18 protein-coding genes are annotated in these 14,925 nt (G+C 60.6%); 5 read left to right on the forward strand and 13 right to left on the reverse strand.

Annotation, left to right across the window (positions count from 1 at the left end):
- Positions 1-60: 60 nt before the first annotated feature.
- The 6 genes from M0808_RS19925 to M0808_RS19950 all read right to left on the reverse strand — a co-directional run bounded on the left by M0808_RS19925 (position 61) and on the right by M0808_RS19950 (position 7,487).
- A complete protein-coding gene (locus M0808_RS19925) occupies positions 61-1,089 on the reverse strand; it encodes a DNA topoisomerase IB (protein WP_096796534.1) in 1,029 nt (342 codons plus the stop codon).
- Positions 1,090-1,158: 69 nt separating this feature from the next.
- Positions 1,159-2,238, reverse strand: a complete 1,080-nt coding sequence (modC, locus tag M0808_RS19930) for a molybdenum ABC transporter ATP-binding protein (RefSeq protein WP_247842213.1) — start codon at positions 2,236-2,238, stop codon at positions 1,159-1,161.
- A 3-nt stretch (positions 2,239-2,241) separates the two neighbouring features.
- Positions 2,242-2,922, reverse strand: coding sequence for a molybdate ABC transporter permease subunit (gene modB / locus M0808_RS19935; protein ID WP_003225407.1), 681 nt, complete (start codon positions 2,920-2,922; stop codon positions 2,242-2,244).
- The gene (gene modA / locus M0808_RS19940) at positions 2,923-3,690 is read right to left on the reverse strand and encodes a molybdate ABC transporter substrate-binding protein (protein WP_027612682.1); all 768 of its coding nucleotides are present in this window, start codon (positions 3,688-3,690) and stop codon (positions 2,923-2,925) included.
- A gap of 168 nt (positions 3,691-3,858) precedes the next feature.
- Entirely contained in the window at positions 3,859-4,923 is a 1,065-nt protein-coding gene (locus tag M0808_RS19945) for a nitronate monooxygenase (RefSeq protein WP_247842214.1), read from the reverse strand.
- 101 nt (positions 4,924-5,024) lie between these two features.
- Positions 5,025-7,487, reverse strand: a complete 2,463-nt coding sequence (locus M0808_RS19950; protein WP_247842215.1) for an autotransporter — start codon at positions 7,485-7,487, stop codon at positions 5,025-5,027.
- A 188-nt stretch (positions 7,488-7,675) separates the two neighbouring features.
- On the opposite strand from M0808_RS19950, the gene M0808_RS19955 reads away from it, so the two are divergent.
- Positions 7,676-8,659 carry an MDR family oxidoreductase gene (locus M0808_RS19955; protein ID WP_247842216.1) on the forward strand — a complete coding sequence of 328 codons (984 nt, stop codon included), beginning with the start codon at positions 7,676-7,678 and terminating at the stop codon, positions 8,657-8,659.
- Between the two features lie 61 nt (positions 8,660-8,720).
- Positions 8,721-9,179 (forward strand): GyrI-like domain-containing protein, encoded by a 459-nt coding sequence (locus M0808_RS19960; RefSeq protein ID WP_247842217.1) that lies wholly within the window; start codon positions 8,721-8,723, stop codon positions 9,177-9,179.
- Here the strand turns inward: M0808_RS19960 and ada are convergent.
- From ada to M0808_RS19985, 5 genes are all read right to left on the reverse strand, one after another.
- Complete coding sequence (gene ada / locus M0808_RS19965) at positions 9,176-10,243, reverse strand: bifunctional DNA-binding transcriptional regulator/O6-methylguanine-DNA methyltransferase Ada (protein ID WP_247842218.1); 1,068 nt, start codon at positions 10,241-10,243, stop codon at positions 9,176-9,178. The two genes, M0808_RS19960 and ada, sit on opposite strands and share 4 nt — an antisense overlap.
- An 86-nt stretch (positions 10,244-10,329) precedes the next feature.
- Positions 10,330-10,995: a DNA oxidative demethylase AlkB gene (gene alkB, locus M0808_RS19970; RefSeq protein WP_247842295.1), complete on the reverse strand. Its 666-nt coding sequence runs from the start codon at positions 10,993-10,995 to the stop codon at positions 10,330-10,332.
- A 5-nt stretch (positions 10,996-11,000) separates the two neighbouring features.
- Entirely contained in the window at positions 11,001-11,711 is a 711-nt protein-coding gene (locus M0808_RS19975) for a 2OG-Fe(II) oxygenase (protein WP_098964151.1), read from the reverse strand.
- A gap of 94 nt (positions 11,712-11,805) precedes the next feature.
- Entirely contained in the window at positions 11,806-11,976 is a 171-nt protein-coding gene (locus M0808_RS19980; RefSeq protein WP_096796544.1) for a hypothetical protein, read from the reverse strand.
- A gap of 30 nt (positions 11,977-12,006) precedes the next feature.
- Positions 12,007-12,309, reverse strand: a complete 303-nt coding sequence (locus M0808_RS19985; RefSeq protein ID WP_024164475.1) for a DUF1883 domain-containing protein — start codon at positions 12,307-12,309, stop codon at positions 12,007-12,009.
- Positions 12,310-12,521: 212 nt separating this feature from the next.
- Here M0808_RS19985 and M0808_RS19990 point away from each other — a divergent pair, with 212 nt between their 5' ends.
- Both M0808_RS19990 and M0808_RS19995 read left to right on the forward strand, forming a co-directional pair.
- Entirely contained in the window at positions 12,522-12,878 is a 357-nt protein-coding gene (locus M0808_RS19990) for a hypothetical protein (RefSeq protein ID WP_027612690.1), read from the forward strand.
- 72 nt (positions 12,879-12,950) lie between these two features.
- Positions 12,951-13,181, forward strand: a complete 231-nt coding sequence (locus tag M0808_RS19995; protein ID WP_027612691.1) for a hypothetical protein — start codon at positions 12,951-12,953, stop codon at positions 13,179-13,181.
- A gap of 3 nt (positions 13,182-13,184) precedes the next feature.
- On the opposite strand, the gene M0808_RS20000 is transcribed toward M0808_RS19995, so the two are convergent.
- Entirely contained in the window at positions 13,185-13,472 is a 288-nt protein-coding gene (locus M0808_RS20000) for a hypothetical protein (protein ID WP_007964655.1), read from the reverse strand.
- 151 nt (positions 13,473-13,623) lie between these two features.
- Positions 13,624-13,809 (reverse strand): hypothetical protein, encoded by a 186-nt coding sequence (locus M0808_RS20005; protein WP_007964653.1) that lies wholly within the window; start codon positions 13,807-13,809, stop codon positions 13,624-13,626.
- A 258-nt stretch (positions 13,810-14,067) separates the two neighbouring features.
- Here M0808_RS20005 and galU point away from each other — a divergent pair, with 258 nt between their 5' ends.
- Complete coding sequence (galU, locus tag M0808_RS20010) at positions 14,068-14,907, forward strand: UTP--glucose-1-phosphate uridylyltransferase GalU (RefSeq protein ID WP_007912230.1); 840 nt, start codon at positions 14,068-14,070, stop codon at positions 14,905-14,907.
- Positions 14,908-14,925: the final 18 nt, after the last annotated feature.

Raw genomic sequence — 14,925 nt, forward strand, 5'->3', positions numbered from 1 at the left:
CTGTCTGCGGTCGTCCGGACGGGGGAAAGGTGGCTAGCCTAGATCACCCATCCGCCGCGATCAAGACGCGTCCATCATTTGCTCGAGAAACATCGCCAGCGCCACTTCCTCGGAGCGCAAGCCCTTGCGCACCCTCGGGCGTGGCAGTTCGGCCAGCGCACCGAGCAGGAAGCGCTCGACCACGGCTGGATGGATGTAGCACTTGCGGCACACCGCCGGGGTGTTGCCCAGCTGTTTGGACACGCTCTTGACCATCTCCACCACATGCCGTTTCGCCTCGGCTTCCGACTCCCATTGCAGTTCGCGTAATACCGCCAGAGCCAGTGCGCTGCCGGCCCAGGTGCGGTAATCCTTGGCGGTGAAGTCGGCACCGGTGAGGGTTTGCAGGTAGCTGTTGACGTCGTGGGAACTGACGGTGTGCCGCTCGCCGTTTTCGTCCAGATACTGAAACAGATTTTGTCCGGGGATTTCCAGGCAGCGTTTGATGATGCGCGCCAGGCGACGATCCTTGACGGTGATCTGGTGTTCGATGCCGCTTTTGCCGCGAAACTGGAACAGGATCGCGCTGCCGTTGACCTCGACATGTCGGCTGCGCAGGGTGGTCAGGCCATAGGAGCGGTTGTCCCGCGCGTATTGGGTATTGCCGACACGAATCAGCGTGGCGTCGAGCAGCGTGATGACCGTGGCCATGACTTTGTCGCGGCTGAAACCGGGGGCGTCCAGCAGGGTTTCAAGCTGTTTGCGCAACTTCGGCAATGCCATGCCGAACTCACGCAAGCGCGAGTACTTGTCGGCATCGCGCACCTCGCGCCAGCGCGGGTGATAGCGATATTGCTTGCGGCCCCGGGCATCGCGTCCGGTGGCCTGCAAATGGCCACGCGGATCGGCGCAGATCCACACGTCGGTGTAGGCCGGCGGCACTGCCAGCGAATTGATCCGTTTGATCTCATCAGGGTCGGTGATGCGCTGCCCGGCCGGATCGAAATAGGCGAACTTGCCACGCAGCTTTTTACGGGTGAGGCCGGGTTGGGTATCGTCGACGTAATGCAGGTCGGGCGGTAAGACGTCGGCTAGTGCGGTGTCGGGCATGGCGGTGTCCTTGGCGAATCGCTCTGTTACAGCGATTGACCGCGCGCCGTGGCCGTCGTGCCAACCAATTCAGGCCAGCACGGCGACGGCCTTGATCTGCGCCCATAAATGCTGGCCCGGGTGGATGCCGAGCTGATCCCGGGAAAACCGCGTGATCCGCGCCAACAGCGGTGTGCCGCCGGCATCCAGACGAATCAGCACATGCGCGGCATTGTCCGCCGCCAGCTCGCTGACCACGGTCACCGGCAAGCGATTGAGGATGCTGCTGGCCTCGCTGTTGTGCAGGGCCAGACTGATGTCGCGGGCGTGCACCTTGCAGCGCAGGGCCTGACCGACCGCCATCGGCGCGTGAGTCACCCGGATGTTCATGGCAGTCGCCGGCAATTGCAGACTCAGCAACTGGTACTCGGCATCGTAGGCGCTGACCTGGCCTTCGATGATTACACCAGCGTCATCGCCCAACGCCATTGGCAGGTCAAGGCGCGCGAGGGTTTCGCCAATCGGGCCGCTGGCCAGGGCCTTGCCGTCGCTGAGCAGCACCAGATGATCGGCCAGGCGAGCGACCTCATCCTGCGCATGGCTGACGTAAAGCACCGGGATGTCCAGCTCGTCGTGCAGACGTTGCAGGTACGGCAGGATTTCGTTTTTACGCTGACTGTCGAGGGCGGCCAATGGCTCATCCATCAGCAACAGTTTCGGGCTGGTCAACAGCGCGCGGGCGATGCCGACACGCTGACGTTCACCCCCGGACAGGTGTTGCGGATGGCGCTCCAGCAGATGGCCGATGCCTAGCAGCTCGGTGGCTTGCGCCATGTCGACCCGGCGCTGGGCCTTGGCAATGCGTTTAAGGCCAAATTGCAGGTTGGCCAGCACTGACAGGTGCGGAAACAAACTGGCTTCCTGGAACACGTAACCCAGCGCACGTTTGTGCGGCGGGACGAAAATCCGCCGTTCGCTGTCCTGCCAGATTTCGTCGTTGATCTGGATGAAACCCTGCTCGGCTCGCTCAAGCCCGGCGATACAGCGCAGGCAAGTGGTTTTGCCCGACCCGGAATGACCATACAGCGCAGTCACGCCACGCCCCGGCAAATGCAGATCGACATCAAGGCTGAAACCCGGATAAGTGATTTTCAGACGTGCATCAATCATCGATCAGCTCCAGCCCGCGCGGGTCTTGCGGCTGGAGTAGAGCGCCAGCAACACCAGAAACGAAAACACCAGCATCGCCCCGGCCAGCCAATGGGCCTGGGCATATTCCATCGCCTCGACATGGTCGTAGATCTGCACCGAGACCACGCGGGTCTTGTCGGGAATGTTGCCGCCGATCATCAGCACCACGCCGAATTCACCAACGGTATGCGCGAAACCGAGGATCGCCGCCGTCACGAAACCGGGGCGGGCCAACGGCAGGATCACGCTGAAAAAAGTGTCCCAGGGATTGGCGCGCAAGGTTGCGGCCACTTCCAGTGGGCGGGTGCCGATGGCGGAGAACGCGTTCTGCAACGGTTGCACCACAAACGGCATGGAATAGATCACCGAACCGATTACCAGCCCGGTAAAGCTGAAGGTCAGAGTGCCCAGGCCCAGCCATTGCGTGAAGTGGCCGAGAAAGCCGTTAGGTCCCATCGCCAGCAACAGATAAAAGCCGATCACGGTCGGTGGCAGTACGAGGGGCAGGGCGACGATTGCGCCGATGGGGCCACGCAGCCAGGAACGGCTGCGCGACAACCACAGGGCAATCGGCGTGCCGACGACCAGCAGGATAGCGGTGGTCAGGGACGCCAGTTTCAGGGTCAGCCAGATCGCCGCGAAGTCGGCACTCGTCAGCGACATTTAGAGCTGGTAACCGTAGGACTTGATCACCGCAGCGGCTTTCGGACCCTTGAGGTATTCAACCAGCGCTTTGGCGGCGGCGCTGTCCTTGCCTTTGTTGAGAATCACCGCGTCCTGTTTGATCGGGTCGTGCATGCTCGCTGGAACGATCCACGCCGAACCGCTGGTGACCTTGCCGTCCTTGTAGATCTGCGACAGTGCGACAAAACCCAGTTCGGCGTTGCCGGTGGACACGAACTGGTAGGCCTGGGTGATGTTCTGGCCTTCGACGATCTTCGCCTTGGTCGCCTCAGTCAGATTGAGTTTTTCCAGCACCTGAGTAGCGGCCAGACCGTATGGCGCGGCTTTCGGATTGGCGATGGACAGGTGCTGGTATTCATTCTTCTTCAGGACTTCACCTTTGGCGTCGACATAACCATCTTTCGCCGACCACAGGGCCAGGGTGCCGATGGCGTAGGTGAAGCGCGAACCCTTGACGGTGTCGCCTTCTTTTTCCAGTTTTTCCGGCGTGGTGTCGTCCGCCGAGAGGAACACTTCGAACGGCGCGCCGTTTTTGATCTGGGTATAGAACTGACCGGTGGCACCGTACGCGGCGACCAGTTTGTGCCCGGTGTCTTTTTCGAAATCGGCAGCAATTGCCTGGATCGGCGCGGTGAAGTTGGCGGCAACGGCCACCTGCACTTCATCAGCCTGAGCGGTACCGAAGGCGAATACCGAAAGCAGGGTGGCCAGGCAGGTTGGGGCAAAACGTGGGGCACGAATGGTCATGTAACAGCTCCGTTATGGGCGAGTGCAGAGGGCAGTTATTGTTGGAGGTGGACTGCACCGATGCGAAGGGTGGAACGCTATATAGAGAAATATATAGCGAAATGCCGCTAAACAGGAAGTGCTGTTGTATACAGGATGAGGCTGTGTCACGCCTCATCCTCAATCGGATCAGTGATAGCCCAGTTTTGCCAGCGCGCCTTGCGCCAGTTCCTTGGTCAGTACGGCGCTGCTCAGCTCTCGGCCCAGCGGGAATGCCTGACCGGCCCAGAGGTTGCTGAACTGCGCTTCACTTTTGGCACGCAACGGTATCAGCGCCCCGCCGGCCAGCGGGAAGGCCGGAGCTTTCGGTGACATCGGGCCGATTTCGCGCATCACCCGATTGAGAATGCCGCGAGCCGGGCGGCCGGTGAACAGGTTGGTAATCGCGGTTTCGCTTTCCTTGGCGCTGCGCAGCGCCTGGTGATGCGAGGCGCTGACTTTCGCTTCCGGGGTGAACAGATACGCGGTGCCGACCTGCACCGCTGACGCACCGAGTACCAATGCTGCGGCGACACCGCGTGCATCGGCAATGGCGCCGGCAGCGATCACCGGCACCTTGACCGCATCGACGATCTGCGGCACCAGCGCAAAGGTGCCGACCTGACTGCTCAAGTCATCGCTGAGAAATATCCCGCGATGCCCGCCAGCCTCGTAACCCATGGCGATGATCGCGTCGCAACCGTTTTGCTCAAGCCATATCGCTTCATCGACAGTGGTGGCGGACGAGAAGATTTTCGCGCCAGTGGCCTTGACCCGATCCAGCAGGGATTTTTCCGGCAGACCAAAGTGAAAGCTCACCACCTCAGGACGAAACTCTTCGAGCACGGCGCACGCTGCCGCATCGAATGGCGCGCGGTTGGAAACCGGTGTCGGTGCGTCGAAATCGACGTCCAATTCGCGGTAGTAAGGCTCCAGCAGGTTTTTCCAGTCTTGCGCGCGCTGTTCATCGGCGGCCGGTGGCTGGTGGCAGAAGAAATTGACGTTGAACGGTTTGCGGGTGTGCTCGCGAATGGTCTTCAGCTCTTCGCGCAACTGCTCGATGCTCAGCATTGCGGCAGGCATCGAACCCAAGCCGCCGGCGTTGCACACGGCGATCACCATTGCCGAAGTCGTGGCGCCGGCCATCGGGGCCTGAATGATCGGCAGCTCGATGCCGAGCAGGTCAAGAATGCGAGTGTCAGGCCATTGGCTCATGAAAGCGGTTCTCCGAACGATGAAACGGGGCAGGGACGGCAGAGCCGGTTTTTTAACAGCAAAACCGGACTCGGGGCCAGTCTGAATTTTCAATGCAGCCATCAGCGGCGATGAAAACCGCCGCCCCCGCCGCCCCCAAATGAGCGGTTCATGACTTGCGAGGAGTTGTGAAAGTTGTTGGTGCGCTGGTTGCCGAAGTTGCGCGCAGCAGACTCGCGATTGAGGTTCTGCAGTTGCGCATTGTTGTTGACCGGCGCCGTGCGGGCCGGGCTGCCCTTGACCATCGATTGCCAGCCGTTGTCGGTTTTCTTGTAGACGTTGCCGTCGCGCCCGGCATAGACGTTGTCGCCAACCCGTGCGGCGCCGCCGTTGCGGCCTTTCACGCCGGCATACTGCGTGGTCTTGTCGGTGTTGGGGTTGTACACCGCGCCACGATTGGCGGTGACCTGGGTGCCGGTGCGAGCATTACCTGCGGTGACCCGGCCAGCGGCGATGGCGCCACCATTCGGCCCGACCACTTCACCGCTGCGTCCAGCCGCGTAGTTGCCGGTGTAGGCGTTGTGCACCGCGCCGCGTTGGCCTGCCGCCGCAATGCCGGTGCGCGAGTTATAGGACGAGCCAACCTGACCGGCCCAGCGATTGCCGGTCCAGGCGTTGTAGCCTGCGCCATAGCGACTCACCGTCGCGCGATCCCCCCACTGACGATAAATGTTGCCGGTGGTGCCTGCCCAGCCACCGGGCCCCCAGGCCACAGCACCGCCACGATAGCCATAAGCGGCGCCGCCCCAGGCCAGTGGCGCGGGGTACAGGCGCGGGCCCCAGGCGTAACCCCAGCCATAATTGCCCCACCATGGATAAGCGCCCCAGCCCCAACCCATCGCCACGGTGTTGCCGCCCCAGCTCCAGCCGAAGCCGAAACCGAAGGTCCAGCCTGTCCACGGCGTATAGCGCATGGCGACGCCGAAACCGTAGGTCACCGGTGGCCCATACCAGACGCTGCCGACCCACGGCGTGTACGGATAACCGGTGCCGTAGACCACCACGCCGGTGGCCGGATCCAGATTCGACCCTTGATAACCCGGGGTATAGCCGACCACCACGGTGTCGCCGCTGGACTCATAGACTTTGACGTAGGTGAGGTAATGCATCGGCGAACTCGGCGGGATCGAATAGATCACCGCCGGCACCGAACTGGCGACGCTCCATGGCCCGTTCACCGAAGTGGCGCTGAACCAGATACCGTTTTCCACCGCATACCAGTTGTCGTTGTCGACACGAATAATCGGCGTCGCGCTGTTGACCACGTACTGCAGGGATGTGCTGTTGATTGCCTTCAACTGTGGCTCGCCATCGAACTGCGGTGCGGTCATTTTCACTGCGCTTTTCTTGATCGCCGAGGTTTGCGGGATGGTCGCCGCGATCGCGGCTTCCTTGGCCTGTGGCGTGCCGGCGACCGAGGCCTTGACGTTCTCTTTCGGGCTGTCGTCCGGGATGTTGGCGAAATCTGCCGGCAGTTTGTCCGCCGGGGTAAACGTCCATGGGCCGCGCATGTCGGCAGCGCGAAACCAGCGCCCGGAGATCAGCACGTAACTGTTCTGGTCGCCGATTTCCTTGAAGATGTGCCCGGTGGTGTTGCTCACGTAGAGCAGGCTGGTGCCCTGAATCGGTAGCCACTGCGCTGCGCCGTCGGTGACGATCAGCTCTGTGGGCGTGGTGGCGATGAAGATTTTCGGCTGCGGCGGTCTGGCCAGATTTGGCACCTTGTCTTTCGGATCACTCTGCCCGGTCAGCAGATCGACCTGACGGCTCTGGATCGCCGCCTGTTTGGCCTTCTCCAGATCGGCTGGCGGCGAGGTCAGACGAGTGTATTCGCCGCTGAGGCTGTCAGCGACCATCCAGCCATCGAACACATGCAGGTAGTGCTTGCCCTCGGCGTCCTTGAGCAATAGCGGGCGGGTGTTGATCACCCGTTGCAGCGCGGTGCCATCGATCGACCGGTACACGGCGTCGCCATCGATGTAGACGAGCAGCGCCGGGACGTCTGAACTGATGATCGTCGGCGGGGTGTTTTCCAGCGGCGCGCTGTCGGCTTTCTGCTCGGCCGACAGCACGCCGACGGCGGCTTCAAGTTGATCGAGGGAGATGGTTTTCTTGCGACTTTCGGCATCTTTCTGCAGCGCGCCGAGCCAGACGTCGGCCTGACTGGCGTCGGCAGGGAAGTCGGCCTTGATGATCTTGTACTGATCCAGTGCGACCCAGCGCGTGGCCTTGTCGACCAGCGTGTGCGCGCTGAACTGGACGATGCCGAAGGTGGGTTTGCCGTCGGCGCCGGTGGCTTCGACGGCAGCCCGGGCATTGAGGGTGTAGCCATCCCAACTGTCGAGTTGCGGCTGGTAAACAGTCAGTTTGGCCTTGCCGCTGCTGATCACTTGCGGCCACGTCGGCGCGCTCGGGGCAGTGTCGGCAGCGACAGGTTTGCTGGCGGTAGCCGGGGTAGCCCAAGTGTTGCCAACCGTCAGCAGGCACAGCATCAGTATCGCAAGCAACGAGCGCGGGTAAGACATTGTCAGCTCCATCGACAGGGCCGCTTTCAGCAGGATGGCAGCGAAAGCACGACCGTCGAAAAAGCATAGCCGCCCGCTTCACAATTACCGGGCGGATTCGCGAATTGGCGCAAAGTCGGGTGGGGCAATGTGTTGCTTTGTGTTATTTCAGGGCACGAGGATCTGAACCCATTGATTGAGAGGCAGCCATGTTCAACGGCATTTTGATCGACAAAGACGACAGCGGTTACCGCGCCAGCCTGCAGCAGATCAGCGAAGCGCAGTTGCCTGAAGGCGACGTGACGGTGAAGGTCGCGTACAGCACGCTGAACTTCAAGGACGGACTGGCGATTACTGGCAGCAGCCCTGTGGTGCGCAAGTTTCCGATGGTGCCGGGGATCGACTTGGCGGGCACGGTCGAGGTCAGTTCGCATCCCGATTACCAGGTCGGTGATCAGGTGCTGCTCAACGGCTGGGGCGTGGGCGAGAGTCACTGGGGCGGGCTGGCGCAAAAGGCGCGGCTCAATGGCGACTGGCTGATTCCGTTGCCCAAAGCCTTTACCGCCGCGCAAGCCATGGCCATTGGTACCGCCGGCTACACGGCGATGCTGTGCATTCTGGCGCTGGAGCGTAACGGCGTGTCCCCGGATCAGGGCGAAGTGCTGGTGACCGGCGCCAATGGCGGGGTGGGCAGTTTCGCCATCGCCTTGCTCAGCAAGCTCGGTTATCGCGTGGTGGCGTCCACCGGCCGGGTTTCCGAGCATGAGTACCTGAAGCAACTGGGTGCCAGCGAGATCATCGATCGCGCAACTTTGTCTGAGCCGGGCAAGCCCTTGGCTAAGGAACGCTGGGCCGCAGTGATCGATTCGGTCGGCAGTCACACCTTGGCCAACGCCTGTGCCAGCACCCGCGCCGAAGGTACGGTGGCGGCCTGCGGCTTGGCTCAAGGCATGGATTTTCCGGCGTCGGTGGCACCGTTCATTCTGCGCGGTGTGACCCTGGCCGGAATAAACAGCGTGACTCAGCCCAAGGCGCGGCGGATCGAGGCCTGGGAGCGTCTGGCCAAGGATCTGGATTTCGCTCTGTTGCCTTTGATCAGCCATGAAATCGCCCTCGGCGAAGCCATCGACGCGGCGCCGAAGTTGCTAGCCGGACAGCTTCGCGGCAGGGTTGTGGTCGACGTCAATCGCTGACAGAGTAGGCGTCATTGCGGCCCTGTGTGGCCGCACTTCTATACAGGGAGCCGCAATTTCGATGGATTTGAAACGACAGCAAATCGACGCCTTCACCGTTGCTGGCCTGCAGGTTCGCACCACCAACGCCGCAGAGCACCAACCCGAAACCGCGAAAATCGGCCCGATGTGGGGCCGGTTTTTCGGCGAGGAGTTGGCCGAATCCATTCCCGGCAAGTCAGCCCATTCGCCGATTTATGGCGTGTATTCGGCTTACGAGTCGGATGCTTCGGGTGCGTTTGACGTTACCGCTGGCGTTGCCATGAATGCTTCAGTCAAAGACTTTGAGTCCGTGCGGATCGAAGCGGGCGAGTATCTGGTGTTCGAAGCGCAGGGGCCGTTGCCAGACGCGGTCATCTCGACCTGGGGAAAGATCTGGGACTTCTTTGCAGCCAATCCGCAGATTCAGCGCCGTTACGCTACCGACTTCGAGGCCTACACCGGCCCCGAGTCCGTGTCGGTCTACATCGGCGTGCGCTAAGACTGGGTTTCGCGTTCCAGCAACTGGCGCTTACGCTCTACGCCCCAGCGATACCCCGACAGATTGCCATCGCTACGCACCACGCGATGGCAGGGGATTGCCACGGCCAGACGGTTGGCGCCGCAGGCTTGCGCCACGGCGCGCATGGAGGTTGGCGCGCCAATGCGTTGGGCGATTTCGGCGTAACTGGCGGTGCGACCCACTGGAATCTCCCGCAACGCCTGCCACACCCGTTCCTGGAACGCTGTGCCACGCACATCCAGTGGCAAGTCGAGGCCCAGCGCTGGCGCTTCGATGAAACCCACCACTTTGGCGATCAATTGCTCGAATCCGGCGTCGGCGCCAATCAGGTTTGCGTTGCGGAACTGATCCTGCAGATCGCACACCAGTTGGTGCGGATCGTCGCCCAACAGAATCGCGCACACGCCGCGCTCACTCTGTGCCACCAGAATCGCCCCGAGCGAACATTGGCCAACGGCAAAATGAATGTCGTTGTTGCGACCTGCAGCGCGGTAGTCACCGGGTTTCATCCCCAGCACCTTGTCGGCTGACTCATAAAAGCGGCTGTTGGAATTGAAACCCGCGTCGTACAGCGCATCGGTCACCGTGCCGCCATCCGCGAGCCGTTCACGCACCCGGCGCGAACGATGCGCCGCCGCGTAACCCTTTGGTGTCAGGCCGGTTGCGGCCTTGAACACCCGATGAAAATGGAAAGGGCTGAGGCCGGCGGTTTCGGCGAGTTCATTGAGTGCGGGCACTGTTTCACTCGACTCGATCTGCCGACAGGCCATCGCCACGGTCGCGGTGTGCTGGCTGGCGACTTCAGTCTGATCCTTGCGGGTGCGCTTGCTTGGGCGGTAACCCGCCGCCTCGGCAGCTTGAGCACTTTCGAAGAACTCGACGTTCTGCGGCTTGGGCAAACGCGAAAGGCTGCTGGGGCGGCAATAGATGCCGGTGGTTTTCACCGCATAGACAAACTGTCCGTCGGCCCGCGGGTCCCGTGCAACGACGGCGGCCCAGCGTGGATCGGTTTCAACGTCGATGAGGGGTGAAAGCTTTTTCATGGCGAGTAGTCCGTTGACCTGTTTGATTCAGGTTAACCAGCGGCGATGTTGGTAACACTCCGGGCCTTGCGGTCAAACTTTTCAGTTCACCCGGCGACACGCAAGGTCAGGTTGATCCGGCGTTCGCCCAACTGCGGATGCCGCCCGGGTTTGATCGGCAGCACGCCGTGAAAGCGCAAGCGATCAACCCCGCCCCAGACCACCATGTCGCCATGTAGCAGAGGGATGCGCTGGCTTTTGTCGCTACGGGCAAAACCACCGAACAGGAACATCGCCGGCAACCCCAATGACAGCGAAACGATCGGCGCCGCGTAGGCTTTTTCGTCTTTGTCCTGATGCAAAGACATTTTCGCGCCGGGGACATATTGGTTGATCAGGCAGGAGTCTGGATGAAAGTCGGCAAATCCAGCGCGCTGTGCTGCTTTGCGCGCCAGTTCCGACAACACTTCTGGCATCGCCGGCCAGGGCTGGCCACTCAGCGGGTCGACGGTGCTGTAGCGATAACCGCTACGGTCGGTGATCCAGCCCAGGGTTCCGCAACTGCTGGTGCCCACCGACATGCTGAAACCGCCCGGGGTCATCATGTGGCGCAACGGTGCTACGGCGAGAATGGCTTCCAGCGCTGGCAACAGTTGATCGATCACCGGCAGGGCGAAGCCGCGCAACACCCACGATTGTTCGCCGATCTGCTCGGCGCGGGGTTGTTGCTCGGGTTCGTGGTCGGCGAACAGGTCGAAGGTGGTCGGGTGCATGGCGTTCATGATGCGTCGTGGAAGATGATGCCCAGAGTATGCCGATTTCCGCTGTGCAGGCGACTGACGCCGTGACGCATGGTCACTCGATAATCGCCGCGTGTGCCGCTGACCGGGCGCTGGTTGACCGCGAATATAACCGCGTCACCCTTGTGCAGAGCCACAACGTGCGGGCGCGACTGCATGCGTGGACGCTGCTCGGTCAGGACGAACTCACCACCGGCAAAATCCTCTCCGGGCTGCGACAGAAGAATCGCCACTTGCAGTGGGAAAACCAGTTCTCCGTACAGATCCTGATGCAGGCAGTTGTAGTCCTGCGGGCCGTATTGCAACAGCAAGGGTGTCGGCCGCAGCTGGCCGGCAGCCTGACAGCGCTGCACAAACTCGGAATGGGTTGCGGGAAAGCGTACAGGCACATTCATGCGTTCGTACCAGCGGTTGGCCAGTGGCACCAGGCGCGGGTAAAACGCAGTGCGCAGACGTTCGATGGCTGTCGGCAGGGGATAGCTGAAGTACTTGTATTCCCCGCGACCGAAACCGTGGCGGGCCATGATGACCTGCGAACGAAACGGTTCGGTCTGCGAATACAGGGCGCTCAAGCGTTCACAGGTTTGCGCCGACAGCAACGAGCGGACGATGGCATAGCCATATTGATCCAGATGCTGTTCGAGGCTTGCCCAATCGAGCGCATCCAGCCGAGACGGGGACATTGACATTCTGACTCCTGAACCCTTTGGTCGAGGCTGTCAGTCTGGGCAAATACCGGCGGCAGAACACTCCGCCGCTTGCGGTCGAATCCCGAGTGTTGCGTTACAGGGCTTTGCTCACGGCGATGTCGCTGATCACGTCTTCGGTGGTGCCATGGATGGCGTCCAGTGCGGCCTTGGCCTCTTCGACGGTGCCGTTTTCCAGTTGCGCGAACTCGAAACGGCGTTCACCGTTGAGCTTGTATTTGATGACGTATTTGGTCGTTTGGGCCACGGTCGTGCTTACCTTTGCGTTAGGGGCGACTCAGCTCAGTTTGGAGCTGGAGCGGCGGATGATCTTGATCGAGTGGGTCAGGGTCGGCTTGCGCGTGACGCTGATGGCGCGACGGTTGACGGTGTCGATGGTGATGTTCCAGAAACCGGTGCTCGGCGCGGTGATGCGCGCAGGAAACGTGTCGAAAGCGCCGCCGTGGTAGGTGTGGCGGCCGCCGTTCTTGAACGCGCGGAAGTTGGCGTCGTTCATCAAGCGGATGTTGCAGGTTTGCGAGCATTGGATGACGACGATGTCGTCTTCGTTGAGGTGCTCGCGCTGGTGAATGAATTTCATGGGCGCCTCCAGAAGGGCTTTTTCTACAAAATCAAAACGATAGCATGTGCGATTGGCGCAGTTTATCAGCCCGAACGGGTTATTATCCCGCCGTCGAGCGCTGCTTTGACAATTAAAAACAGTTATTCGCGATTCCATGCGGGTTTAATGGAGTAAGCCTCGGAGAAAAATGGCATTACTGCTGTCCGAGGGTCTTTATGGGAGGTATTTGTATGAAGTGGGGTGTGGTGTGTCTGCCGTTGATGTTGGTCGTGGGTGGTTGCGCGAGTGTTTCCGAAATCAACGAAACCTTGCCCACCATGAGCGTGATTTCCGGCAAGAAACCCCATGAGTATGCTCAGTGCCTGGCCGACAAGCTTGCCAACAGCCGAGGCGCGCTGCAGATGCAGCCGCACAAGGATGGCGTGCGAGTGATTGTTCCCGGGAAATTTTCCACCGGCGCGGCTGCGGTGTTTGATATCGAAGACCGTTCCGGCGGCAGCAGCATCAAGCTGCATGAGCGGATGTCCAATGTGCCGGTTCGTCCCCGTGACGTGCAAAACGCCGCCAATGCCTGTATTTCCGGCTGATAGAATAGCGTCCATCAGCACCGATGCCGTCACAGTCTTGCTGTGGCGGCATTTTCATTTCTGGAGTCGCGCATGAAGCGAGAGCAAGTACGGGAACGGCATGCAGAGGGCCTTATCTCTGCCACGCATGTGATTCAAAATCCGGCGAACTCGGGCGAGTGGATCGTGTTTTTCAAGAAGAGCGCCGGTCGCAGCTATTTTCTGGTGGACGATAACGACGAAGTCGAATCCTTTGCCCGGCTCGACGACCTGATCGAGATCGTGCGCGGGCTCGGGATCAAGTTCGCCGAGATCCACATGTAAGGTCTATTTGCAGACCACCACCACACTGCGGTTCTTGTAGTTGCCGACATCGACTCCCAGGGTCTTGTCGCTTTCCTTGGGCGCCGGTGTGCCGTCGGTACCGACGATGCGATAGCCGGTGCCCGCGCAGGAGGCGTCAGCCTTCTCGTAGCAGGTGGCCCAGGAGTTGGCTTCCCCGGAGCAGTCGATGCTCAAGCCCTGTTCGCCGTTGTTCAGGTAGGTGGTTTCCGAGGTGGCACAGCCACCGAGGGCCAATACCGCGATCAGCGGCAGCATTCTGTTCATGTTCATAAGTGTGTCGTCTTCAGCGAGGGAGGGGCTAAACGCTCTGACAGCGCCAGCATGAAAAGGTTATAGCGATTGGCCACTTGTTTTCATCAGGCTGCGCGCGGCCACAAAAAAGCCCTGCACAAGGGCAGGGCTCGGCGCATGTCGCAACAGATCAGTCCTGATCTTTGCCACGGCGTTTGGACGACGCAGGGGTGTCGGTGAATACCGACGCTACATCAGTCGCCAGCTGCTCGCTGTCGAAAGGACCGGCGATGTGTTCGCCATTGGTCGTGGTCAGGTTCCACTTGCCGTCTTTCTTGTCGATCACATACCCGTTGATGATTTTTACCGCGGCCATCTATCTGTCTCGTTCGCTGGTTCAAAGGCGCCATGATACCGACAAATCCTCACATTGGGGGATGATGAGCGTATGGTGATGCAGCGCATTTGCGTGTTTGAGCTACTCTGTTTTCGCGGGTCGAAGTCGCCAACGGAACTATCGGCGAGAATATTTCTCTATGTTGGCATCGGTTAGCCAGTGCGGGGCATTGTAAGGTGCACGCCGCCTGATTAGACTGCGCCGAAACTCGTACACACAGCCCTTTCAAGGACTTATATGATCAAGAAATGCTTGTTCCCAGCAGCCGGTTACGGTACTCGCTTCCTGCCAGCGACTAAAGCCATGCCCAAAGAAATGCTGCCGGTGGTAAACAAGCCACTGATCCAGTACGGCGTTGAAGAAGCTCTGGACGCTGGCCTGACTGAAATCTCGATCGTGACCGGTCGTGGCAAGCGCGCTCTGGAAGACCACTTCGACATCAGCTATGAGCTGGAAAACCAGATCAAAGGCACCGACAAGGAGAAATACCTGGTCGGCATCCGCAAGCTGCTCGACGAGTGCTCGTTCTCCTACACCCGTCAGACCGAAATGAAAGGTCTGGGCCACGCGATCCTCACCGGTCGCCCGCTGATCGGTGACGAACCGTTCGCCGTGGTACTGGCGGACGACCTGTGCGTCAACCTCGAAGGCGACGGCGTACTGACCCAGATGGTCAAGCTGTACAAGCAGTTCCGCTGCTCGATCATCGCCATTCAGGAAGTCGATCCGCAGGAAACCAGCAAGTACGGCGTGATCGCCGGCGAGATGATCCGCGACGACATCTACCGCGTACACAGCATGGTCGAGAAGCCTAAGCCGGAAGACGCGCCGTCGAACCTGGCAATCATCGGTCGTTACATCCTGACTCCGGACATCTTCGACCTGATCGAACAGACCGAGCCAGGCAAGGGTGGTGAAATCCAGATCACCGACGCCCTGATGAAGCAGGCCCAGAACGGCTGCGTCATGGCCTACAAGTTCAAGGGCAAGCGTTTTGACTGCGGTGGCGCCGAAGGCTACATCGAAGCCACCAACTTCTGCTTCGAGAACTTCTACAAGACCGGCAAGGCTTACTGATAGCGCCGGACCTGCATC

Origin of the sequence: Pseudomonas sp. MWU12-3103b, from assembly GCF_023100615.1 — a bacterium.
GTDB lineage: Bacteria > Pseudomonadota > Gammaproteobacteria > Pseudomonadales > Pseudomonadaceae > Aquipseudomonas > Aquipseudomonas putida_A.